Genomic DNA, 23,235 nt, shown 5'->3' with positions numbered 1-23,235 from the left:
AAAGCCTGCCGCAAGAGCGGGTCGCATAAGCCTTCAAGGGCCTCTGAGGAGAACAGCACAATGGCAAGCATCCCGTTCACGCAGCAGCCTGATTACAAGGCCTCGCCGCCCAACCGTTTCTGGACGCTGAGCGAAGGGCGCGCCATGTTTGAGCTGGGCCTGTTTTACGCCAGCCGCCCCATGCTGACCACTTTGCCAAAAGGTGATGGCCATGCGGTGATGTGTCTGCCCGGATTTATGGCATCGAACAGTTCCACCATGCCCATGCGCAGCCTTTTGAAAGAGCTGGGATATGACGCGCATGGCTGGGATGCGGGCCGCAATATCCGCGTTGACAACGCTCTGGTTGCGCAGCTCGAAAGCCAGCTGAAACGCCTCTTCAAAACATCAGGCCGCAAAGTGTCGATCATCGGCTGGAGCCTTGGCGGTGTGCTCGCCCGAGAAATCGCCAAGCTGCATCCTGATATGGTGCGCAGCGTCATCACTTTGGGCAGCCCCATTTCCTCAGATCGCAATCACACCCATGCGCGCGCTTTGTTTGAGCGGCTGAACGGCAAAGAACCCGAAGCGATGCGCGATGGCCGGTTTGACGATCTGGAAACCGCCCCGCCGCTGCCCACGACATCGATTTACACCAAAACAGATGGCATTGTGCATTGGCATGCGAGCCTTCAGGCCGAAGGCGCACATCCGACCGAGAATATCGAGGTTCATGCCAGCCATTGCGGCATGGGTGTAAATCCATCGGTGATGGTCGCTCTGGCGGATCGGCTGGCGCAGGCCGAAGGGGATTGGAAACCCTTCGTGCCGACATTCAACCAAAGCTGGATGTTCCCGCGTTCAAAACTGCATTGATAGTGGTGAGCAATCGCTAAAGTAAGTTATGTTGGGTGTTCGCTTTCGCTTATGCCGCAACGCCCTGAGTATTTGTTGGGTGCGGATCAGGCATCCGCCTGATCCTTGGCCGGACCGCCCCGAGTTTTTGTTAGGTGCGCCTTTGACATCCGCCAAAGGCTTGCCGGGGCGGCCCGGCTGTGAGCGCACGCGAACAAAAGACAAAAAAGCGCGCCAGCGAACACAAAACAAAAACACCCTCAAAACAGCTTGCGAATATCCACGCCCACAAACCGCCCGGTCGGATCAATAACAAAGGGCTGATAATTGATCGGCGTAGCGCCGCTTTCATCGGTCACCTGCCGGCGGGCATCAAAGATGTTATCCGCACGAAAAGACAGCCGCAGGTTTTTCAATGCCCCCTCATCACGCCCAAGAAACTGGCCCAAATTGGTGAACAATCGCAGATCGAATGTCGCCAGGTCATCAAAGATCAGGTCAGAACTGCCCGGCAAGCCGCTTCCGTTTAACCGGGTGCTGCCGGTATAGCGCGCAGACAAACGCGCACCGATGCCATTGCCGAACATTCCGCCTTCCAATCGGCTGGTGTGACGGGGCAAGCCAAAGGCTCCGGTTGCATCGCCGTCCAGTTGGTCCAGCAGATCGAGCCCCGGCGCGATCAGAATGTCGTTTTGCAGTTCAATCGTATGCGTCAGGCTGGCAAAATAACGCCAGCCACGCCGCGCGCCGCCGCGCCTGCCCAAAACGGCACCGATCAGGCTGCCGCCGCCTCTGCCAGAACCAGCGCCAGCGCCTTGGCGCGCTTGGGGCCGGCCTGCGCCCTCGCTTTCTGCGCTCCCACTTCCACGCCTGCCCCGCATTTGCGCCGGGTCCATGCTGCATATTCTTTCGCGGATCATGCCGATCCGTTCGGGCGTGATTGCCCCGCTATCATCGCGCGCGCGCTCGAGCATGGCTTGCAATCGCTGCGGGTTAAATCCGGGCAATTCGCCGGAGACGTCTTCTCCTGCCTCGACCCGGGCAATCAGCCTGGCGAGGAATTGCTCGCCATCATCCGCGCACACCTTTGTGCGAAACGCCATGAAAGCAGCGCGGCGATCATCGGAAGGCGCGCCCGGTGCAGCAGTTGGAGCACTGCCGCCAGCGGTCCGCTCAGGCGGGCCGCCCTGTCTTCCGCTAGCGCCTCGTCCTTCGCTCCCGGCCCCGCCTCCTCTTGATGAGCCGCCAAAAGTGCCGCGCGTCAGCAGATTGAATTGCAACCGGTCCGCCCGTGTCTGCGCAAAAGTCACAAGGCGTTGATCCACCGCCGTTAGAACGCCTGCAGCATCGCGCGTGACACGGCCTGGGAAAGCGGCCTCAATTTCCGGCGTGATCTGCGGAAAAGCGCTTGTGACATTGCGTGACCGGTTGCGGATATATTCGGCTGTAAAACTTGTATTTTCCCAAAATGGAAATTCCCATGTCGCGGCAAATTTCCAATCGGCTTGTGTTTCTGCCAGCAGGCCGGGATTGCCCCCGCTTGTCACAGTGGCAAGCACCGTTTCGCCATTGGTGAAATCGAACACTGGCACATTGAAAACCGTGATTGTGGGGCTGCCAAGCGCGGACAGGCCCGGTGCCACCTCGCGTTCGATATAGGTCGCTGACAGGTTCAGCGCATCGGTCACTTTCCAATTGAGGCCGATGGTGTAATCGCCCAAAGTGCCAAAATCCGACAAATGATCGAGCCCGATCTGCGCGTTCAAAGTGAAGCTTCCCAACCCGTCGGCAAAGCCCCGGCGCGTGCTCGTGATCGGGACCGTGATATTTGCCCCTGTCGTCACCACTCCGCGTGTGAGGTCGGCTGTTTGCAAAGTGCGCGTGTCCGAAGTGGTTAGGTTCGTCCAGCTGTATCCGGCATCGAAAGTCACCAGCACTTCGCCGCCCGGCAAATCAGCAAGCGGCCCGCGCAAAGTGGTCAGCGTTTCGCCGGCCAAAGTGCGCGAGCGTGCGATATCAAACCCGTTATCGGCATTGACAGGCAATGGCGCATCCAGCGCGATCAGCCCCGCACTCGCCCGCAAAGCGAGATCGCTAGTGTCGAACAAGCGGTCAATTTCGGTCTCGCTTTCGGTCAGCGATCCATCAAATGTGGTGGTGAGCTGAAAGGCATTCACGCGCTTGGTCAAAGATCCTGAGCCGGAGACCACATCGGTTGCCGTGCGCCGCTCCAACGGGCTGTCTTCGCCAAAGGTGCGATTGACGCTGGTGCCTGCGGCATCGGTCAAGGTAACGAAATTCAGCCCCGACAGGCTGCGCGTGTCGGTGCGGTCGTAATTCACATTGGCGGTAAGCGTGGTACCGGTTGCAATCACCGCTTTGGCCCAGCTGATATTGGCTTCAAGCGAGCGCGCATCGCTGATCAGGCTGCGGAACTGCGCGGGGTCAGGATCGCTTGTCAGATCGGATGTAGAGCCGTCTGTCTGAATAATATCGCGCTCGCTTTCGGTCAAAAGCGAAGTGTCATTGGCTTCCAGATTGATATTGAACCGGCCCTCTGGCGATATGCGCAGATATCCCAGTTCCTGCTCGTTCACGAAATACCCGCCGCGCGATGGCCCTTCAAATTCCAATTCCACCTCGCGGCTGGCGAAGTTGTCTTTGAGGATCAGATTGATGACCCGGCGATCAGGCGCAAAGCCAAACCTTTGCGCGACTTCTTCGGGGAAGACTTCCACCCGCTCCAGCGCTTCGGTGGGATAGGCGGCGAGCTGGCGAAACGAGCCTACCCTGATACCATTGACCAGAATAACAGGCCGCCCGCCCCCGCCGCGCCCTCTGGCAGAGCCGGATTGGGCCGTGATTTGCGCGATGAGATCGGTGATGGAGGAGACACCCTCGGCCGCGACATCGTCTTCATCGAGCACTTGCAAAGGGGCCTGTTCGACATCCAATTGCCCGCGCAATCTTTGCCCCTCAACAATGATCTCACGGTCGTCATCGCCTGCCCCGCGAGCGCCACCATCCTGCGACAAGGCTGGTGCCGAAATGACACCGCCAAGACACACGCTAGCCAAAAGAAACGGCCGAAAAGCTGCGCTGCAAGCGAAAGGAGAGGTCATAAAGAGCCCTTTTGAGCATTCCCGATAAAAGGACAAGCGGTTGAATTGTATCGCTTTGCACCCATATTAATGAAAACAAGGGCAAGCTGCGACAATGCGGCGCGCGCAGGCCCGCCACACAGGCACCAACGCACAAGGCTTCCCTTTTGTTCATCCGCTCGTTAAAGCGCGCCTCCTGAACACCCGATTTCACTCGAAAGCCGACACAAAGGACATCCATGGCCAAAGAAGAACTCCTCGAAATGCGCGGGCGCGTTGTTGAACTGTTGCCCAATGCGATGTTCCGGGTTGAGCTTGAAAACGGCCATGAAGTGCTGGGCCACACCGCAGGCAAAATGCGCAAGAATCGCATTCGCGTGCTGGTCGGCGATGAAGTGCTGTGCGAGTTGACCCCGTATGACCTTACCAAGGCACGGATCACGTACCGCTTTATGCCGGGCCGCGGCGGTCCCGGTCAGGGCCCCGGCCCCGCATAACAGTCCAAGGGCGAGGCCGATGGGTTCCCCTAATTTGACATTACCGCATCTGACATTGGCGTCTGCATCACCCCGGCGGCTCGAGCTGCTGGGAAGGCTAGGCATTGCACCTGATGGCGTGGTTCCTGCCGACATTGATGAGACCCCGCATTTGCGCGAGCTGCCAAAAGATTACGCCGCGCGCATGGGCCGCGAAAAGGCAGTTGCGGTGGAGGCAGACGGGTTCGTGCTGGCCGGCGACACTGTGGTCGCATGCGGGCGGCGGATCCTGCCAAAAACCGAGGATGAGGCCGAAGCGCGTGCTTGCCTGGAGCTGTTATCCGGGCGGCGGCACACGGTCTATTCCAGCATTGCCCTGCGCGCGCCCGATGGCAGCGTGAAAGAGCGATTGTCTGAAAATGTCGTGCGTTTCAAAAGCCTGACCCTTGAGGAAATCGAGCACTATCTCGCCAGCGAAGAATGGCGCGGCAAAGCGGGCGGATACGCGATACAAGGCGCGGCCGAAGGCTTGATCCAGTGGATCCGGGGCAGCCATTCCAGCATTATGGGGCTGCCTTTGTACGAAACGCGCGCTTTGCTGAAATCGGCAGGGTTCGCCATTGGCTAGGCCCGATGCCCGGTGGCTGGTTGAACGCGGCATCGGCGAGAGGCGCGCGCTGCTGGTCAAGGGCGAACAGGTTCTGGGCGCGCGATTGATCTGGCCGGGGGCTTTGCGTGCAGGCGATCAGGTTACAGCGCGGCTTATCGCAAAAACCAAAGGCGCGCGGCGCGGCACCGCCCAAACCGAAAACGGCGTCCAGATATTGGTCGATCACTTACCGAGCGATGTGACCGAAGGCGCCGCAATGAATGTGCGCATAACCCGCGCCGCAATCGCTGAGCGAGGCCGGTTCAAACTGGCGCATGGGCGCGCTGAGCGCACAGATATGTCTCAAAATGGGACAAACTTGTCTCAAAATGACACAAATTCCGGATTTGACGAGGCAAATGCAAAGCCCGTCGCCCGCTTCCCCGCCGGATTGTGGGAGGAGGTGTGGCACGCAGCCTCGGCCGCCAGCCTTGAATTTCCCGGCGGGCAGATCATCATCAGCCCCACCCCTGCGATGACTTTGGTCGATATTGACGGCGACATGGCCCCGCGCGAATTGGCGCTGGCAGCAATTCCCGCCATAGCCCGCGCGACCGCGTGGTTTGAAATTGGCGGGAATATCGGAATTGATTTCCCCACTCTCACCGCCAAAGCAGACCGCCGCGCCGTCGATGAGGCGCTCGCCGCAACGCTTTCCGATTGGCCGCATGAACGCACCGCGATGAACGGATTTGGCTTTGTCCAGATTGTCACGCGGCTAACAGGCCCCTCGCTTCTCCACCTGTTCGCTGCCTCTCGCACGGGCCTGTGCGCACGGTACGCGATGAGAGTGGCCGAGCATGCACAGGGGACAGGGCCAATCCTGCTTGTGCGCATTCACCCCGCTCTTAAAGCCAAATTGAAACCAGACTGGCTGGAGGAACTTTCCCGGCGCACGGGCAAGCAATTGCGGATTGAGACCGATCCGGGCCTTGCCCTTGAGGCGCCGCAGGCCCAAATTGTGGGTGTATGAAGACCGCTCCCAAATTCTGCTCCTTTTGCAAATCGAAACCGCGCAGCGCTGAGTTTAAACCGTTTTGTTCTGCGCGCTGCCGCGACGGCGATCTCGCCAAGTGGTTTGGCAATGGATATGCTGTGCCCGGCCCGCCCGTTGACCCGGCTGAAATCGCCGCGCGCGGCCTCGATAGCGATGCGAAAGACGAGTTTTAAACAGATCAATTGCTGCATGGCGCAGGATACTTGCAAAAACAGGCCCTAAAACCTCTTGCCAAGCGCCGCGCGCCGCGTCATAGCGCCGCCTTCATTTGCTCGCCGTTAAAGCTTGTCCGATAAAGGCCACAGCAACAACGTCGCCGCAGCGAATGCCCGGGTAGCTCAGGGGTAGAGCAGCGGATTGAAAATCCGCGTGTCGGTGGTTCAAATCCGCCCCCGGGCACCATTCGTATGATAAAGGGTTTTGTGCATGTCGCGTCGCCGTCAGATCTACGAAGGCAAAGCCAAAATCCTGTATGAAGGGCCGGAACCCGGCACAATCATCCAGTATTTCAAGGATGATGCGACCGCCTTTAACGCCGAAAAACAGGGCACAATCAACGGCAAAGGCGTCATCAACAACCGCATCAGCGAACATGTTTTCACGCGCCTTTCGCATATCGGCATCCCCACCCACTTCATCCGCCGCCTCAATATGCGCGAGCAATTGGTCCGGCAGGTCGAAATTGTCCCGATCGAAGTGGTGGTGCGCAATGTGGCGGCTGGTTCGATCAGCAAACGGCTGGGCATCGAAGAAGGCGAACCGCTGCCTCACACCTTGATCGAATATTACTACAAAGACGATTCGCTCGGCGATCCGCTGATTGCAGAAGAACACATCGCCTGTTTCAACTGGGCCAGCCATGAGGAAATGCAGGACATTTCTTCAATGGCGATCCGCATCAATGATTTCATGTGCGGAATGTTTGCCGCGATTGATATCCGGCTGGTTGATTTCAAACTCGAATTTGGACGGCTGTTCGATGGCGATTTCAGCCGCGTCATTCTCGCCGATGAAATCAGCCCGGATGGCTGCCGGTTGTGGGACATGAATTCGGGCGAAAAGCTGGATAAGGACCGTTTCCGCCGCGATCTGGGCGGCGAAGAGGAAGCCTACCGCGAAGTGGCGCGCCGCCTTGGCCTCCTGCAAAACGAAGACAATGGCCCGGGCGAAGTGCTCGACTTGTCGAGCCACCGATCCCGCCTGCGCGGAATGCCGCCTGCAAAGAAATAAGCTGACAGTCAGGTTTGACCCGCTAGTCTCCCCTCAACTTAAAGGTTTGGAGAGACCACCGCTTTGAAAATTCCGATGCCGCGCGCGCTTTCCTGCGCCCTTTTGCTTGCCCTTCCCAACTTTGCTTTGATGCATCCTGCGGCGGCGCAGGACACCGCAGATGCGGCGGCGCCATCAGAGGCGAGCGAGCCTGTCTGGCCGTTTGAGGCAAGCGACATTCCGGTCGATCCCGATTATGTTTACGGCCAGCTTGATAACGGCATGCGCTATATCCTGCGGCAAAACGCCACACCCGAAGGGACCGCTCTGGTGCGGATGCGGATATCGTCCGGATCGCTGGAAGAAACCGCGTCCGAACGCGGATTGTCGCATTATCTGGAACATATGGCGTTTAACGGGTCGACCAACATCCCCGAAGGCGAAATGATCAAGCTGCTCGAACGCGAAGGGCTGCAATTTGGCGCGGATACCAATGCGTCAACCGGGCTTGAGGCGATCACTTACATGCTCAACCTGCCGCGCAATGAGGAAAAGCTGCTCGATACAGCGCTCATGTTGATGCGCGAGACGGCCAGCGAGCTCACCATTGCGCCTGATGCAGTGGAGCGCGAACGCGGCGTAATTCTGGCCGAACGGCGCGATAGGCGCGGGTTCCAGCAGCGCGCTGCCGAGGATTCCATGGCCTTTACCGCGCCTGATGCGCGGTTCCGCGACCGGCTGCCGATTGGCGATCTATCGGTGCTCGAAAACGCGACCGCCGCGCAATTGCGCGCCCTGTATGAGCGCACATATACGCCTCACAACACAGTGCTTATCATCATTGGCGATTATCCGACCGAAATGATGGAAGCCAAGCTGCGCGAACGGTTCGCCGATTGGCGAGGCCCGCCTGCCCCGCCCCAGCCCATCAGCGGCCCTATCGATCCCGCGCGCGGCGGCGAGGCTGATATCTATATCGACCCGGCTTTGTCAGAAAGCGTATCAATCTTTGCCTTGGCCCCGTGGCGCGATGAACCCGACACGCAGGCAAATCGCGACCGGCGCATGCACAGGTCCATCGCCTATGCCATCATCAATCGCCGCCTCACTCGCCTGGCACGCGGCGATGATGCACCCTTTCGCGCGGCCAGCTTTGCCAGCAGTGACGTGTTCGAAGATGCGCGCAGCACCGGGATCGGCATTTCCAGCGTGGATGGCGAATGGGAGAAAGGCCTGCTTGCCGCCGTGCGCGAAGTGAACCAGGCGCTCACCTATGGCTTTACCCAGGCCGAAGTGGACGAACAGCTCGCCAATCGGCGCACCGCTGCCGAAAACGCGGTGAAATCAGCCGACACCCGCAGCAATGCCGCTTTTGCTGGAAGCGCGCTGCGCGTCGTGGGCGATGATGTGGTGACGACAACGCCCGCATACAGGCTCGCGCAATTTGAACGGCTTGCACCCGCGATCACGCCGCAATCAGTCTATGCCGCATTGCTGGCTGATGCCGCTGATCTGTCTGACCCGCTGATCCGGTTTCAGGGCCGCACTGCGCCCAAAGGCGGCGAGGAGGCGCTGCGCAGTGCATTCAAGGCCGCCATGGCGCTGCCAATTGCCCCGCCCGAAGACACCGGCACGGCAGAATTTGCTTACACCGATTTCGGCAAAGCGAGCGCAATCGTTGCGGACACGGCCGAAGAGCGGCTTGGCATTCGCAAAATCCGGTTTGCCAACAATGTGCGGCTGAACCTTAAACAAACCGACATTCGCGAAGATCGCATATCGGTGCTGACGGTGGTGGATGGCGGCAGCCTGCTCGATACCAAGCTCGATCCGCTAAAGACTTTCCTCACAAGCTCGCTTGCCGCGGGCGGTTTGGGCCAGCACAGCCGCGATGAATTATCGACCATTCTGGCAGGCCGATCCGTTGGCAGCAATATCAGCGCAACCGGCAATGGCTTTGCCTTAAGCGGCGGGACCACACCGCGCGATCTTGAACTGCAATTGCAGCTGATCACCGCCATGCTGACCGATCCGGGATATCGGCCCGAAGCCGTCACCCGGTTCCGCAAGGGGATCGACAATTTCTACGAAACGCTGACCTCAACACCGGGCAGAGCCTACAGCACCGCAATCGGCGGGATTGTATCGGATGCTGATCCGCGCTTTGCGCTGCCCGCAAAGGAGGCATATTACGCGATTGATTTTGAACAATTGCGCGCAGCGATTGGCGACAGGCTGGCCAATGGCGCGATCGAAGTTTCGATTGTCGGCGATTTTGATGAGGATGCTGTGATCGCAGCGGTCGCCAAAACGCTTGGCGCTTTGCCCCAGCGAGAGGCGGAGTTTCTGCCCCGCGAGGAAGCCCGCATTCGCACTTTCACCGCCGACAGAACGCCGCGCACTCTTACCCATCAGGGCGAAGCGGATCAGGCTTTGCTGCGCATTGTGTGGCCCACAACCGATGATAGCGATCTGGCTGAAACGGTGCGCCTCAGCCTGCTGGCAAGCGTGGTGCGGATCGAGCTTCAGGAACGTCTGCGCGAAGAATTGGGTCAGGCCTATTCCCCCACGGCCGGCAGCAGCCCTAGCCGGGTCTATCGCGATTACGGCACATTTGCGCTCGGCTCTTCGCTGGAAGCAGCCAATATCGACGCGGCGCGCGCGGCGATTGGCGCATTGCTTACCGATCTGCGCAGCGCTCCGATTGATCCTGACACGCTTGAACGCGCGCGCAAGCCGGTCAAAGAACGCTATGACAACGCATTGAAAAGCCTTGGCGGATGGATGGGGCTCGCGCGCTTTGCACAAAGCCAGCCGGAGCGGATCGAGCGATATTTCGATTACCCGCAAGTGCTGGAGGCGATCACTCCGGGTGATATTCAGGCGATGGCGGTCAAATATCTGGCACCTGAAGACGCGATCGAAGTGGTGGTCTTGCCTCAGAAAGCTCAGGACAAATAGGCATTGGCAATTGCGTAAGGGTGCAGGCGGGTTATATCGCACGCAGCAATCCAACGCTCAGCAGGAGCCGCTTCTTATGAAAGCCCGCATCATCGTATCGTTAAAGCCCGGCGTTCTCGATCCGCAGGGGCGCGCGGTGCACCATTCGCTCGATGGGCTTGGCTTTGAAGGCGTGAATGATGTGCGCATTGGCCGGGTGATCGAACTCGATGTGGCAGACGGCACCAGCGATGAGACGATCAAGGCAATGTGCGAAAAGCTGCTCGCCAACACAGTGATCGAAGATTACGCGATTGAACGCATCGCCAGCCAAGCAGCAGAGCCCGCCTGATGAGCTTTACTGCAGGCGTTATCACGTTTCCCGGCTCCAATTGCGACCGCGATATGGCGGTGGCACTGGAAGATGTGACCGGCAAACCGGCTGTGCGCATCTGGCACGGGGATGCAGACCTTCCCAGCGGCCTCGATTTCCTCGCTCTGCCCGGCGGGTTTTCCTATGGCGATTACCTGCGCTCTGGCGCGATGGCGGCCAAAAGCCCGATCATGCGCGCGGTTGTGGCCGCAGCGCAAAAAGGGCTGCCCGTTCTGGGCGTTTGCAATGGGTTTCAGGTGCTGACAGAGGCGGGGTTGCTGCCCGGCGCGCTGATGCGCAATGCGGGCCAGACTTTCATCTGCCGAACGGTCCCTTTGCATGTCGCCAACACTTCATCACTTTACACTGGCGGCTTTGCCGATGGCGAGGTTTTGAACATCCCCGTTGCGCATCACGATGGCAATTATTTTGCCGATGATGCGACGCTGGATCAGTTAGAGGCGGAAGGGCGCATTGCCTTTCGCTATGGCGAGGCTGTCAATGGATCACAGCGCGATATTGCAGGCGTATTGAGTGCCAATGGCCGGGTGCTGGGCATGATGCCGCATCCCGAACGCGCAATCCGTGCAGCCGCGCACCCTTCGCTGGGCGGCACAGATGGCAGGCGGATTTTTGAAAGCCTGCTTGGCAGTCTGGTTTCTGCGTAAATCAGCGCGGCAGTAATATGCCGCTGCGAACGGCCCGCTTTCGCCCTGCTTACGCCCGGCGCTTCATCGATGCGGCGCCAAACAGGCGGCGCGCTTCCTCGTTTGACATGGGCCTGCCAAAGTAGAACCCCTGGATTTTGTCGCAGCCCAGATTGCGGATCAGATCCGCTTCCTCAACCGTTTCAACACCCTCGGCAGTGGTAGTCATATCGAGGCTTTTCGCCATAGCGACCACCGCGTTGATAATCGCCAGACTTTCCGAGGCCCCTTGCGCGGCGCCCTGCACGAAAGTGCGGTCCACCTTGATCGTTGAAAAGCGCAGCTTGCGGATATAGCCGAGCGAGGAATAGCCCGTGCCAAAATCATCAAGCGCAATCGAGCACCCAAGCGCCATCGCCTGTTCCAAAGCGTTGCGCGCAACACTGGCATCGCGCACAAAAATGCTCTCAGTCACTTCGATCTCAAGCCGGTCAGGCCGCAGCCCGCTTTGCGAAAGCGCCTGCACAACATCGGCGTGGAAATCGGGTTCAAGCAATTGTTCAGGCGATACGTTGACATTCACCTTGATATGATCGGGCCAGCTCATCGCTTCCTGGCAGGCCTGAAAAAGCACCCATTTGCCAATCGGGACAATCAGCCGTGTATCTTCGGCAAGCGGGATAAACTTGCCCGGACTGACAAAGCCATGATCGCGGCTGTTCCAGCGGGCCAAAGCTTCGAAACTGACGATATTCTCGCTGCGCGCATCGACCACGGGCTGGTAATGCAGCACAAATTCATCGCGCGCCATGGCGGACCTGAGCGCAACTTCCAATTGGCGGCGTTCTTCGGCAGAGGCATGCAGTTCCTGTTCAAACGCGCAATGTTCGCCCCCGCCCACATCCTTGGCACGGTACAGTGCAAGGTCGGCATTGCGCATCAATTCCTCAACGCTTTTGCCATCACGCGGGCCAACGGCTGACCCGACACTCGCCCCGACATACAAGGTGTGCTGTTCAACCTGATAGGGTTCGGACAAAGCTTCGATGATCTTGTTCGCCATCGCCTTTACAGTGCCCTGCTCGCTCGCATCTTTGATCACGATGGCAAATTCATCACCGCCCAGCCGGCCGCACATCTGGCCATCGCCCATCAGCTTTTCGAGCCGCGCAGAAACCTGTGCGAGCAATTTGTCGCCTGTCATATGGCCCAGCGAATCGTTCACCGCCTTGAACCGATCAAGGTCCACCATCATCAACGCACAGCGCGTGCGCCAGCGAGCGCTGTCATCAAGCGCATGGCCCAACGCTTCTGTCAGCTGCAACCGGTTGGGCAGGCTCGTCAGTGTGTCAAAACGCGCCAGATAAGCGATTTTCTCTGAGCTTTCGCGCGCCTCTGTCTTATCCGAACCCACTCCGCGAAACCCGATAAAGCGCCCGCGTTGATCGCGCATGGGCGTACCGGAAAGCTCCCACCAACGCTCTTGGCCCTTGATCGTTACTTTCACGAGCAGGTTGGAGAAGTTCTCCTGCCGGGTCAGACATTCGGCCAGTTCGCGCAGACTTTTATCGTATTGGCCGCCGCTGACATGCTCACCCGCAATCAGATCAAGCAAGGGTTTGCCCTGCACCTCGCTCTGCTTTGCTCCCAGCGCAAAGGCAAAACGCGGACTGACCGAACGCAGGCGGCGCGAGGGGTCAATTTCCCACAACCAGTCCGCTTCGTTTTCTTCAAATTCGCGCAGCAGCAGCGAGACAACCTCTTCTTTTTCCGCAATCACCCGCTCAGACAATCGCGCGGCAAGATAGGTTCGGCCAACATGCACTGTGCCCAGCATCGCCGCGATCAGGAACAAAATCGTGGCCCCCATCACCAGCCACAATCCGTTCATCGCCAATTGCGCAATGCTGGCCAGTCCCACGGTCATGCCAAGGATAAGAATGCTGATCGGCGCAGCGGTGTAGAAAAACACCGAAGAGGCGATCAACAGCGCAATCAGCATCAGCAGCGCCGCCATATCCTCCATCGAACCATAGGGCGCAAATGTCATCACTGGCACAGCCCAGAATATTCCCGACAGGACAGCAAATTGCATCTGGCGGTTAAACTCCCCGGACGAAATCTTGCGCTTTTCGGTGTCAGCAAGGCCGCGGTCCAGCCGGGCGCTTTGGATGTTGATCAGCGCCATTGCACCCATCCACACCAGGACAATGGCGGGCGGCACGCTATCGAGGTAAATGCGCGCCACAAACACGGCGAGCAGCGAATGCGCAAAGGCTCGCTGGAATGTCAGTTTGGCTAGGCCTGCATATTGCAAACCGCGCAGCTGCGCCCAATCCCTGTCCGCTTTATCGGAAAGGCCCAGAACCGCTTTCAAAGACAGGTTGCGCGGACGCGCTGCACCGGCGACCTTGTCCAAGGCCGGATCGGGTGTGTTTTGAATTGAGGAAGCCGGATCGTTCACACCGTGCGGCCTAACCAAAAAAGGTTAGCCGCGCGTAAAGCTTGAGCCCCTCACAAAGAGTTAATTCGCCTCTCCGCCAAAGGGCGCAAGGCGTGTGTTATTCCACTGTAACAGACTTCGCCAAATTGCGCGGCTGATCGACATCAGTGCCTTTCACAACCGCCACGTGATAGGCCAGCAATTGCACCGGAATCGCATAGACGAGCGGCGCGATGAGCGGATGGACAACGGGCATTTCGATTGTGGCAATGCAGCCATCGCCCGCCTCGCTGATGCCATCCTTGTCCGAAATCAGCACGACTTGGCCGCCGCGCGCGCGGACTTCTTCCATGTTGGAGACCGTCTTTTCAAACAAAGGCCCCGATGGCGCGATCACCACCACGGGAACCTCGTCATCAATAAGCGCGATAGGGCCGTGCTTCATTTCACCCGATGCGTAACCTTCGGCGTGTATATAACTGATTTCTTTGAGTTTTAACGCGCCTTCGAGCGCAAGCGGATAATCCTGCCCGCGTCCCAGATACAGCACATCGCGCGCTGGCGCGACCAGAGGCGCCATGGCGGCAATGTCTTCATCATGATCAAGCGCAGCGTTGAGCGCAGCGGGCGCTTCGAGCAGGTGGCCGACAACTTCGATCTCTTCCTCGCGGCTCATCAGCCCTTTCTTGACCGCCATATGCGCCGCCAAAGCGGCGAGCACGGCAAGCTGGCAAGTAAACGCCTTAGTCGAGGCAACGCCGATTTCCGGGCCTGCATGGGTCGGCAGTAGCAAGTCTGCCTCGCGAGCCATAGAACTGGTGGGCACATTCACGACAACGCCGATGACCTGCCCATTTTCCTTGCAATGGCGCAGCGCCGCCAGCGTGTCTGCTGTCTCCCCGCTTTGGGAGATAAACAGCGCGAGCCCACCGTCTTCGAGCACCGGATCGCGGTATCGAAATTCGGACGCGACATCGATGTCGACAGGCACGCGGGCAAAATGTTCAAACCAGTATTTCGCCACCATTCCAGCGTAATAAGATGTCCCGCACGCAACAATTGTCAGGCGGCGAATGGCTGACAGATCTATGTCGAATTGGGGCAAAGCGACAGAATTGTCATCACGGCGCAGATACGATCCCAGGGTTTGGGCCACCACAGTGGGCTGCTCAAAGATCTCCTTCTGCATGAAGTGGCGATAATTGCCTTTCTCCACCGCAGCCGCTGATGCACCCGACGCCTGTATCTCGCGCGTGACGGGTGTGTTCTCATCATCATAAACCTGCGCGCCATCGCGGCGCACGACGACCCAGTCGCCTTCTTCAAGATAAGTGATGCGTTGCGTCAGCGGAGCAAGCGCCAGGGCATCGGAGCCCAGATACATCTCGGCATCATCGCCTGCCGGGCCATATCCCACGACAAGTGGCGACCCGAGCCGCGCACCGATCAACAGATCAGGATGCTGGCGAAACGCAATCGCGAGCGCGAATGCACCGCGCAGGCGCGGCAGCACGTCCTTGACCGCAGCGATGGGGTCCAGTCCCGCCTCAATCCGGTGCGAGACCATATGCGCGACCACTTCGCTGTCGGTTTCGCTTTCAAAGGTGCGCCCTTGCGCGGCGAGCTCTGCGCGCAATTCTTTGAAGTTTTCGATGATGCCATTGTGCACAATCGCAACCTCATCGGTCGCATGCGGGTGCGCATTGGATGCCGTCGGCGCGCCGTGCGTCGCCCAGCGCGTGTGGGCAATACCCACGGTGCCAGGTGCTGGTTCATTCTCCAGCACGCCTACAAGGTTGAGCAGTTTCCCCTCTGCCCGGCGGCGCACCAATTGGCCATCATGCAAAGTGCAAACGCCAGAACTGTCATAGCCGCGATATTCCATCCGGCGCAGGCCATCGACCAGCCGATCTGCAACCGCTTCACCGCCAACAATTCCGATAATGCCGCACATAAATCGTCAAACCCCTTAATTGCCGCCTTTAACTGGCACTTTGGACTGGCCCCCACCTTGATCAAAGCCCCTAGGCATTAGTCATGAACATTGCCTTGCCAAAGATGCCCATCTGCCAGCCAAGCGTCTAACCGCTATCTTTTGATCGGCAAGCTCTCGTTTGATGCACTCTGCTTTGGGGGCCCGGCAATACCCCCATCGCGCCACAGATACAGGCCAGCAGCAATGATGATCGCAGCGCCTGCGAGCGTGTAGAGATCAGGAATGTCATCAAACACCAGCCAGCCTGCCACGATCGCGATCAACATTTGAACATAGATAGCAGGTGCAATCGCCCCTGGTCCCGCTTTTGCAGCGCCAATATACGCAAGCCAATGCGCGGTTGTCGCGGTGCAAGCGACAATCGTGCAGCGCAGCACTACATCCCAGCTTGGCCAGGTAAAATCGAGCGCGGGAATGCCCGAATATTTCGCAGCCAGACTGCCTGCAATCAGCCACGGAGCGCAGAAAACCGCGACGAACACTTGCATGGAAAGCCCGCTGCCCTGTCCCGAACTGACTTTGTTTGCGACCATCAATAACGAAAAGAACACTGCAGAAATCAGCGGCAGCAAAGCCGCCCAGCCAAGCTCTGCCAGACTGGGCCGCAGCACAATCGCCACCCCAATCAGCGCGGCCAGCGACACGGCAAAAACCGAACGCCGCACGCGCTCTTTCAGCAGCCATCCACTCAGCGCCTGCGTCAACATCGGGGCGAGAAACGATATCGCCAAAGCTTCAGCCAGCGGCATGATGTAAATTGCTGAAAAAAAGCACAACGAAGCTGTCGCCAGACAAAATCCGCGCGCAATCTGCAGTCTCAAGTTTTGCGGAACAAACGCCGCTGCGCCCTCGCTTCGCCACAACCAGAAAGACAAAGCAATCGCGCCAATCGTAAACCTTAACGCCGCAACCGCATAAACCGGCCAGTCGCCGGCCATGCTTTTGACAACCGCATCGCCCAGCGCAAGCACGGCAAAGCCGGTAAGCGCATACAGGAAACCTGCGCGTGTATCATTGCCTGTCATGGATGCTTTCACCGTTGCAGCATTCGACGCTGCGCCCTTCTGTTAATCGCCGCCTAGGCAAAAATCGCCGTTTTGCAAAGCCAAATGAGCGGCCAGCCATCGGGGCGAATGCCGCGCCGACCGGGATCGATTTGAATGTTTGTTAACCATTCTTGGCCATAGCCCTGATCACACCTTTTTGGGGGCATTCATGGATCTTACCAACTCAAACTACACCGCATTTCTTGAAGGCCGCGACCCTAACGCTGCGTCTCAAGTTGATGTGACAATCGTAATGCCCTGCCTCAACGAAGTGGAAAGCTTGCCGCATTGCATCGGCAACGCGCTCGATGCGCTGGCTATGATGCGCGAACAATTGAACATGACGGGCGAAATTGTGATCGCCGACAACGGTTCAACCGATGGCAGCCAGGCGCTCGCCACAGAACTGGGCGCCCGCGTGGTCGATGTTGAAGATCGCGGATATGGCGCAGCCCTTATTGGCGGCTGCTGGGGCGCTGAGGGACGCTATATCGTCATGGGCGATTGCGATGGCAGCTACAATTTCACCGAAGGCGTGGCCATGGTGGCAAAGCTGGAGGAAGGGTTTGACCTGTGCATGGGCAACCGTTTCAAAGGCGGAATTGAACCCGGCGCCATGCCCTGGAAAAACAAGCATTTTGGCAATCCGGGGCTGACAGGGGTTCTCAATATCCTGTTCCGGTCCGGCATTGGCGATGCCCATTGCGGCCTTCGCGCCATTCGCAAGGATTGTTTTGAGCGCTTGCAACTGTCCGGTTCAGGCATGGAATTCGCCAGCGAAATGGTGATCAAGGCCGCGCTGTTGAAAGTGCGCATTGCCGAAGTTCCTGCGACATTGTCGAAAGACCTTCGCGATCGCGCGCCCCATCTTCGCCCGTGGCGCGATGGTTGGCGGCATCTGCGCTATCTGTTTATGCTCAGCCCCACATGGGTGTTTGGCGTACCCGCCCTTATCGCGTGCGCTATCGCTGCCATTATCCTCTCGGTTGGCCTTGCGCATTACACCGGTGTTCTGGCCGGCCCATCCTATTTCGGCGTCAGCTGGAGCGTTGTTGGCGGTTTCCTTGCGACATGCGGACATTTTGGCCTGATTATGGCTCTTGCAACGCATTTTTACGGGGTCAATCGCGGCTTTCGTCTGATGCGGCCAGTGCTCAAACGCAATGCAAAAATTCTGACGCTGGAAACCATGCTGCTAAGCGGCCTCGCGCTGATTGCCATTGGCATTTCCGGGCTGACAGCAGTGACGATTGGTTGGGGTCAGGCAGGCTTTACCGCGCTCGACAATCCCTTGCCGCTGATCTTGTCAGCAGCGATTGGGACCATCGGTCTGCAAAATGTTCTTGGCGGGTTCATGCTGGCCATCATTGCAGGCAATGAAAGCCAGTTTGCCCCGAAAGAACGCCTGCCGCAGGCTGCCTAAAGTTAGGGTCAGGACCCTAAGGCGATGCGCGCGCGCCCAGCGATTGTGCTGGTGCGCGATCAGGGTTAGGTAAAGCGTCAATCGCCGCTGGCTCAACCGATTGCATGTCGGGATATTGTTTGAGGGACACCAGCGCCTTGCGGCTTACCGTCATTTTCCAGAAAGCCCGCCCGGCGTAATATTGCTGAGCCGCTGCAGTCCATTCAGGCTTAAGATCGCGCATGAAGACGATCTTTTGCGCATCCACTTCGGGATCATTCCAAACAGGATCAATCTCGGCAGAAGTGCGCGATTGCAATTCCACAAATACGACATGCTGGCCCGGCTCTTGTGAAAGCCGCTTAAGCACCTTGGCCCGTGGGCTAGGCAAGTGATTGTCAAAGTGGCTGAGCGGTGGTCCCAACATCCGGACCGGCGCGCCCATCTTCAAAGCAGCACTCGCCGCCAGATGCCCCACCGGGACCAGCGCCGCGCCAATGATAATGGTGCCCACCAATGCAGGGCCCCATTTGCCGTCCCAAATAACCAGATGACGCAGGCCCTTGGCCACCAGCAGCAGCAAGGGAGCGGTGTAGGCTGCGAAATAGATGTTCATGTAGAATGTCGGCAAAGACGTCGCGAGCATTCCAATCAGGATAGTCAGAATGGCAAGCCGTTCATCAGCGTTCTGCCAGCGCATAAATAGAACAAACACAGCAAGCAGTTTGACAATCGATCCCGCCACCGGCCCGCACAGGGCAAGCAGGATCAACACCAGGCACAGACCAACCGAAATGATCTGTATCTTGCTGACTGAACGCGCTGGGCCGATCCAGCGCGGGGACCAGCAGCAAAAGGCAAGAAACAGAAACGGACCAAGCAAATCACGAAAGGTCACGCCATGCCGGCTGATCAGGTAAGCCCAGGACATCGGGCCGCCATCCGTGATTAGCCTTACTACTCTCACATTCCAATCGGCGAAAAAGCTTGCGCCTTCGTTGTAGAATGTCCGGCCCGAGGCAATTTCCTGCCACAAAAAGACCGGCGTCATATCCTGAGATTCCCGCCAGATCTGATAGGGCATCAGCGCGATATTTCCGGTAGTGGCCTGATTGTACCACAGCTGCGCCGCAACAATCCCGGCCACACCAATCGCCATCGGCAAAACCACAATTGCAATGGCGCGCGGTATCTGCGCGCGCTTTTCCTTGGCCAGATGGCGATAACCCAGCCACCCGCAGCAAACCGCTGCAAACACCGCGTTTTCAAACGGTCTTGTCCCGGCAAGCAGCACAAGCGCAATCACGCTGATCAGCGCCAATCCAAATGTCGCTTTGCGTTCAATGCGCGGGACTGCGCCAAACAGCAATGCCCCGCCAAGCGCGATTGTTGTGGGTGCCCAGAACGAATTGACCCAATAGCCGAACAGACAAAACGCAACGATCGCAAGATAGCTGCCCAGCGCCGCCCAATGCCCCCTAACCCAGCCCAGCAGCGACCAACATAGTGCCGCCGATGTAAGGCCCAGCGCCATCAGGTTCCCGGCAAAGGGAGAACCAAACAAAACCTGTCCCAGATAAAGAAATATCGGCGGCAAGGGAGGACGGGCTGACACATGGTTTGGCCATTCAATCTGCTGATATGTCTGCAGCATCACGGCAAAGGGATGCACCGGGTTTGTGACCCGGCCAAGATCATAAGTGGCGGTCAGAAACAGGTGGTTGTATTCCTCCATCACATAGGGGACGGGCGCTGGAACAAGCGGCAGCATCGCAATGCGCAACACCACAGGCGTAAGCCCGGCGATCAAAATCAGCAGGGCTGGCCGCAGCGAAATGCGCCGCGCAATCACCATGGCATTGGCGGAAACAAGCCGGGTTTGCGGTTGCAGCCGCACAATCAGCGCAATCAGAATGCACGCGAGCAGCGCTTCGCCAAGCGTTCCCATGGTAAGATTGATACTATACGGCAAGAAATCTTCCCCAGGAGCCAAAACAAAGTCCGACTGACTGTTTCGCGGGAAAGTCGAGCGTTGCGCCCCCCGATTTTAACCACTCGTCAATCATAAACTTCTAGGCATCCTTAATCGGATTTAAGAAGCACAACAACGCGATCAGGCTTCCTAAACCACAGATTTGCACTTTCGGGGATTTACGATGACGGTTGCTCCCAATGAGCAGTACAATGTCGCTTCGGCAGACAGCCTTCCGGTCAAACTGGCAGGGTATCAAAGACGCCGAATGTTCGAGCACTTTATGAAATCAAGTGGCATCGAAGCAGACGATACTGTTTTGGACATTGGCGCGACGTCCGAACGTTCTTATCCCAGCTCGAACTATTTCGAGAAATGGTTTCCGCACAAACACAATGTGACCGCAGCCGGGCTTGATGATGCGCAATTCCTTGAAGAGGAATTTCCAGGCATGACTTTTGTCAAAGCCGATGGCTGCGAATTGCCGTTTGACGATGACAGCTTTGATTACGTCCACAGTTCCGCCGTGATTGAACATGTGGGATCGTTCGAGCGGCAAATTCAGTTTGTCAAAGAATGCACCCGCGTGGCCCGCAAGGGCGTGTTTATCACGACGCCCAATCGCTGGTTTCCGGTTGAATTTCATACCATTGCGCCTTTGATCCACTGGCTGCCGCCTTCGATGTTTCGCAGCATTATGCGATCCACAGGACGCGAATTTTTCGCCAGCGAAGACAATCTCAACCTGATGTCGAGCAAAAGTCTTATGCGCGCTGCGCAGCAGGCTGGCGCTTCGTCCAAATTTGCAACGCGCATTGACAACGTTCGACTGGGCGGCTGGCCCAGCAATCTGTTGCTGGTCGCCAAAGCCGCTTGATTGCAAAGGCAATGAACATGGTCATCTGCGATGGCGCATTCTTGTGATTGCCAGCTACTTGCAAAAAGCGCGTTTTGCGCCATTTCTCGGCGGCAGCATACTGTGCGCCGGCATCAACAATGTCATTCTGATTGCTGGTGAATATGCCGGGCTTGGATATGTGCTGCTGACGTTTGTCTGTTACGCTACAAGCGGCACGGTCGGATATTTCTACCATTGCAAAGTGACATTCAAAGAAGCGATGACGCCTGGCGGATATGTCAAATTCATCTCCACCTTGTGCTTGGGCTTACCCATATCGCTGGCCATTCTTGCTGTGATGATTGATTGGATGGACCTGCCGATGTGGGTTGCAGCCCCTACGATGACAGTCATCATGTTCTTTTATCATTACCTCATCGCCAGACTTGCCATCATCAGGCCGCAAGAAACCGCGTAAAAGGCAGTGCCGGGCTTGATTTTACTAATACAATCAAGACTTTGCGATTTTCAAACACGCAAAACGCCCCTTCGGCCAAGGCTGAGGAAGCCGAATTTCCTTCAGCATAAACTGAGCCGGAAAAGCCAGCGGCGACCGGGTGCACTTTGGGGGTCCAAATCGATCTGACAAGCTCGACAATTGCTCGTCATTTTAGGGAAAAAATAAGGTTTCCGAATTATTCACCACATCTCGAAAGGCACTGTTCGGCTCGATTTGAACATGTCTCGATTTTGGATTGGTAGCCTTGGGGGCTAGGAATGAGCGCATTCGGGAAAAAAGGCGGCGGCGGGATGAAACCTGGCGGTCGTCCGGCATTTGGGGTCGCACGCCCCATGAAATCCGGCGGCGGACAGTCCGACGGCGGAGAGCAGTTTCCGCCGCTTCCGGGTGAAGAGGAAAAGCCCGAGGCTGAAAAAGCCAAAGCTGCGCCTTCCAAACCCTCCAAACCAACTTCCACCGCTGATGCAATGGACCGCCTTACCGAACGCATGAATGCAACCCATTCGGGCGAACATGAAGGCGGCGGTTTCGAAGCCAGCGTCCACAAAATCAAAGAGCAAGTGCTCCCGCGCCTGCTCGAACGGGTCGATCCCGAAGCCGCAGCCACGCTTTCCAAGGAAGAGCTGTCGGAAGAATTTCGCCCGATTATCATGGAAGTGTTGGCCGAACTTAAGGTCACGCTGAACCGCCGCGAACAATTCGCGCTTGAAAAAGTTCTTATCGATGAACTGCTGGGTTTTGGTCCGCTTGAAGAGCTGCTGAATGATCCGGACGTGTCCGACATCATGGTCAACGGCCCCGATCAGACTTACATCGAGAAAAAGGGTAAACTGATTATCGCACCCATCCGGTTCCGCGATGAACAGCACCTTTTCCAGATCGCCCAGCGCATCGTGAACCAAGTCGGCCGCCGCGTTGACCAGACCACGCCGCTTGCCGATGCTCGTTTGAAAGACGGCTCTCGTGTGAACGTCATCGTTCCCCCGCTTTCGCTGCGCGGCACCGCGATCTCCATTCGTAAATTCTCTGAGAAACCGATCACCTTGGACATGCTCAAAGAGTTTGGCTCGATGAGCGAGAAGATGTGCACCGCTCTGAAAATCGCAGGTGCCTGCCGGTTCAACATCGTTATTTCTGGCGGTACGGGCTCTGGTAAAACCACCATGCTCAACGCCTTGTCGAAAATGATCGACCCGGGTGAGCGCGTTCTCACGATTGAGGATGCCGCGGAATTGCGTCTGCAACAGCCGCACTGGCTGCCGCTGGAAACGCGTCCGCCTAACCTTGAAGGGCAAGGCGCGATTACCATTGGTGACCTTGTCAAAAACGCCCTGCGTATGCGTCCTGACCGGATCATCCTGGGTGAGATTCGCGGAGCCGAGTGCTTCGACCTTCTCGCCGCGATGAACACGGGCCACGATGGCTCGATGTGTACGCTTCACGCTAACAGCCCGCGCGAATGCCTTGGCCGGATGGAAAACATGATTTTGATGGGCGACATCAAGATCCCGAAAGAAGCCATTTCGCGCCAGATCGCAGAATCGGTGGACATCATTGTTCAGGTGAAACGTCTGCGCGATGGTTCACGCCGGACGACCGACATCACCGAGGTAATCGGGATGGAAGGCGAAGTGATCGTGACGCAGAATCTGTTCAAGTTCGAATATCTTGACGAGACAGAAGACGGCAAGATCCTGGGCGAGTTTCGCGCTGCGGGTCTGCGGCCCTATACGCTGGAAAAAGCGCGTCAGTTTGGCTTTGATCAGGCGTATCTCGAGGCTTGTCTGTAAGT

The 23,235-nt window shown here is 57.7% G+C and carries 18 protein-coding genes and 1 tRNA gene; 14 read left to right on the top strand and 5 right to left on the bottom strand.

Features of this window, described 5'->3' with window-relative positions; translation table 11 throughout:
- Positions 1-60 precede the first annotated feature (60 nt).
- Entirely contained in the window at positions 61-855 is a 795-nt protein-coding gene (locus AC0V6L_RS11015; RefSeq protein WP_486154303.1) for an esterase/lipase family protein, read from the top strand.
- Between the two features lie 239 nt (positions 856-1,094).
- Here AC0V6L_RS11015 and AC0V6L_RS11010 read toward each other — a convergent pair whose 3' ends face one another.
- Positions 1,095-3,956, bottom strand: a complete 2,862-nt coding sequence (locus AC0V6L_RS11010) for a TonB-dependent receptor (RefSeq protein WP_486154302.1) — start codon at positions 3,954-3,956, stop codon at positions 1,095-1,097.
- 218 nt (positions 3,957-4,174) lie between these two features.
- On the opposite strand from AC0V6L_RS11010, the gene infA reads away from it, so the two are divergent.
- The 9 genes from infA (at position 4,175) to purQ (ending at position 11,247) form a co-directional block, all read left to right on the top strand.
- Positions 4,175-4,432 carry a translation initiation factor IF-1 gene (gene infA, locus AC0V6L_RS11005; protein WP_108786584.1) on the top strand — a complete coding sequence of 86 codons (258 nt, stop codon included), beginning with the start codon at positions 4,175-4,177 and terminating at the stop codon, positions 4,430-4,432.
- Between the two features lie 19 nt (positions 4,433-4,451).
- Positions 4,452-5,039, top strand: coding sequence for a Maf family protein (locus AC0V6L_RS11000; protein WP_486154301.1), 588 nt, complete (start codon positions 4,452-4,454; stop codon positions 5,037-5,039).
- Complete coding sequence (locus AC0V6L_RS10995) at positions 5,032-6,033, top strand: ribonuclease (RefSeq protein ID WP_486154300.1); 1,002 nt, start codon at positions 5,032-5,034, stop codon at positions 6,031-6,033. The genes AC0V6L_RS11000 and AC0V6L_RS10995 overlap by 8 nt, the downstream gene beginning before the upstream one ends.
- Positions 6,030-6,230, top strand: coding sequence for a DNA gyrase inhibitor YacG (yacG, locus tag AC0V6L_RS10990; RefSeq protein WP_486154299.1), 201 nt, complete (start codon positions 6,030-6,032; stop codon positions 6,228-6,230). Before AC0V6L_RS10995 ends, yacG begins: the two co-directional genes overlap by 4 nt.
- A 154-nt stretch (positions 6,231-6,384) precedes the next feature.
- Positions 6,385-6,459: transfer RNA gene (locus AC0V6L_RS10985), tRNA-Phe, on the top strand.
- A gap of 24 nt (positions 6,460-6,483) precedes the next feature.
- Positions 6,484-7,287 carry a phosphoribosylaminoimidazolesuccinocarboxamide synthase gene (gene purC, locus AC0V6L_RS10980; protein ID WP_486150712.1) on the top strand — a complete coding sequence of 268 codons (804 nt, stop codon included), beginning with the start codon at positions 6,484-6,486 and terminating at the stop codon, positions 7,285-7,287.
- A 63-nt stretch (positions 7,288-7,350) separates the two neighbouring features.
- Entirely contained in the window at positions 7,351-10,227 is a 2,877-nt protein-coding gene (locus AC0V6L_RS10975) for a M16 family metallopeptidase (protein WP_486154298.1), read from the top strand.
- Between the two features lie 76 nt (positions 10,228-10,303).
- Positions 10,304-10,558: a phosphoribosylformylglycinamidine synthase subunit PurS gene (gene purS, locus AC0V6L_RS10970; RefSeq protein WP_486150708.1), complete on the top strand. Its 255-nt coding sequence runs from the start codon at positions 10,304-10,306 to the stop codon at positions 10,556-10,558.
- Positions 10,558-11,247 (top strand): phosphoribosylformylglycinamidine synthase subunit PurQ, encoded by a 690-nt coding sequence (gene purQ / locus AC0V6L_RS10965; RefSeq protein WP_486154297.1) that lies wholly within the window; start codon positions 10,558-10,560, stop codon positions 11,245-11,247. The genes purS and purQ overlap by 1 nt, the downstream gene beginning before the upstream one ends.
- A 49-nt stretch (positions 11,248-11,296) precedes the next feature.
- Here purQ and AC0V6L_RS10960 read toward each other — a convergent pair whose 3' ends face one another.
- From AC0V6L_RS10960 to AC0V6L_RS10950, 3 genes are all read right to left on the bottom strand, one after another.
- Positions 11,297-13,690 (bottom strand): putative bifunctional diguanylate cyclase/phosphodiesterase, encoded by a 2,394-nt coding sequence (locus tag AC0V6L_RS10960; protein WP_486150704.1) that lies wholly within the window; start codon positions 13,688-13,690, stop codon positions 11,297-11,299.
- Between the two features lie 97 nt (positions 13,691-13,787).
- Complete coding sequence (gene glmS, locus AC0V6L_RS10955) at positions 13,788-15,623, bottom strand: glutamine--fructose-6-phosphate transaminase (isomerizing) (RefSeq protein WP_486154296.1); 1,836 nt, start codon at positions 15,621-15,623, stop codon at positions 13,788-13,790.
- Between the two features lie 134 nt (positions 15,624-15,757).
- On the bottom strand, positions 15,758-16,690 hold the full coding sequence (locus tag AC0V6L_RS10950) for a DMT family transporter (RefSeq protein WP_486154295.1): 933 nt from the start codon (positions 16,688-16,690) through the stop codon (positions 15,758-15,760).
- Positions 16,691-16,880: 190 nt separating this feature from the next.
- Here AC0V6L_RS10950 and AC0V6L_RS10945 point away from each other — a divergent pair, with 190 nt between their 5' ends.
- Positions 16,881-18,134 (top strand): glycosyltransferase family 2 protein, encoded by a 1,254-nt coding sequence (locus tag AC0V6L_RS10945; RefSeq protein ID WP_486154294.1) that lies wholly within the window; start codon positions 16,881-16,883, stop codon positions 18,132-18,134.
- A 16-nt stretch (positions 18,135-18,150) separates the two neighbouring features.
- Here the strand turns inward: AC0V6L_RS10945 and AC0V6L_RS10940 are convergent, their stop codons facing one another.
- Entirely contained in the window at positions 18,151-20,085 is a 1,935-nt protein-coding gene (locus AC0V6L_RS10940; RefSeq protein WP_486154293.1) for a hypothetical protein, read from the bottom strand.
- Between the two features lie 184 nt (positions 20,086-20,269).
- Here AC0V6L_RS10940 and AC0V6L_RS10935 point away from each other — a divergent pair, with 184 nt between their 5' ends.
- The 3 genes from AC0V6L_RS10935 (at position 20,270) to AC0V6L_RS10925 (ending at position 23,233) form a co-directional block, all read left to right on the top strand.
- A complete protein-coding gene (locus AC0V6L_RS10935; protein ID WP_486154292.1) occupies positions 20,270-20,962 on the top strand; it encodes a class I SAM-dependent methyltransferase in 693 nt (230 codons plus the stop codon).
- Positions 20,963-21,005: 43 nt separating this feature from the next.
- Complete coding sequence (locus AC0V6L_RS10930; protein WP_486154291.1) at positions 21,006-21,401, top strand: GtrA family protein; 396 nt, start codon at positions 21,006-21,008, stop codon at positions 21,399-21,401.
- A gap of 299 nt (positions 21,402-21,700) precedes the next feature.
- The gene (locus AC0V6L_RS10925; RefSeq protein ID WP_486150688.1) at positions 21,701-23,233 is read left to right on the top strand and encodes a TadA family conjugal transfer-associated ATPase; all 1,533 of its coding nucleotides are present in this window, start codon (positions 21,701-21,703) and stop codon (positions 23,231-23,233) included.
- Positions 23,234-23,235 lie beyond the last annotated feature (2 nt).

This window comes from Erythrobacter sp. JB1-15, from assembly GCF_057365035.1.
This window is presented reverse-complemented; position numbering and strand designations above follow the sequence as displayed.

Bases quoted from the DNA above. Each gene is read 5' to 3' on its own strand.
- AC0V6L_RS11015 (WP_486154303.1), top strand. From the start codon at position 61: ATGGCAAGCATCCCGTTCACGCAGCAGCCTGATTACAAGGCCTCGCCG.
- AC0V6L_RS11010 (WP_486154302.1), bottom strand. From the start codon at position 3,956: ATGACCTCTCCTTTCGCTTGCAGCGCAGCTTTTCGGCCGTTTCTTTTG.
- infA (WP_108786584.1), top strand. From the start codon at position 4,175: ATGGCCAAAGAAGAACTCCTCGAAATGCGCGGGCGCGTTGTTGAACTG.
- AC0V6L_RS11000 (WP_486154301.1), top strand. From the start codon at position 4,452: ATGGGTTCCCCTAATTTGACATTACCGCATCTGACATTGGCGTCTGCA.
- yacG (WP_486154299.1), top strand. From the start codon at position 6,030: ATGAAGACCGCTCCCAAATTCTGCTCCTTTTGCAAATCGAAACCGCGC.
- purC (WP_486150712.1), top strand. From the start codon at position 6,484: ATGTCGCGTCGCCGTCAGATCTACGAAGGCAAAGCCAAAATCCTGTAT.
- purS (WP_486150708.1), top strand. From the start codon at position 10,304: ATGAAAGCCCGCATCATCGTATCGTTAAAGCCCGGCGTTCTCGATCCG.
- purQ (WP_486154297.1), top strand. From the start codon at position 10,558: ATGAGCTTTACTGCAGGCGTTATCACGTTTCCCGGCTCCAATTGCGAC.
- glmS (WP_486154296.1), bottom strand. From the start codon at position 15,623: ATGTGCGGCATTATCGGAATTGTTGGCGGTGAAGCGGTTGCAGATCGG.
- AC0V6L_RS10950 (WP_486154295.1), bottom strand. From the start codon at position 16,690: ATGACAGGCAATGATACACGCGCAGGTTTCCTGTATGCGCTTACCGGC.
- AC0V6L_RS10945 (WP_486154294.1), top strand. From the start codon at position 16,881: ATGGATCTTACCAACTCAAACTACACCGCATTTCTTGAAGGCCGCGAC.
- AC0V6L_RS10935 (WP_486154292.1), top strand. From the start codon at position 20,270: ATGACGGTTGCTCCCAATGAGCAGTACAATGTCGCTTCGGCAGACAGC.
- AC0V6L_RS10925 (WP_486150688.1), top strand. From the start codon at position 21,701: ATGAGCGCATTCGGGAAAAAAGGCGGCGGCGGGATGAAACCTGGCGGT.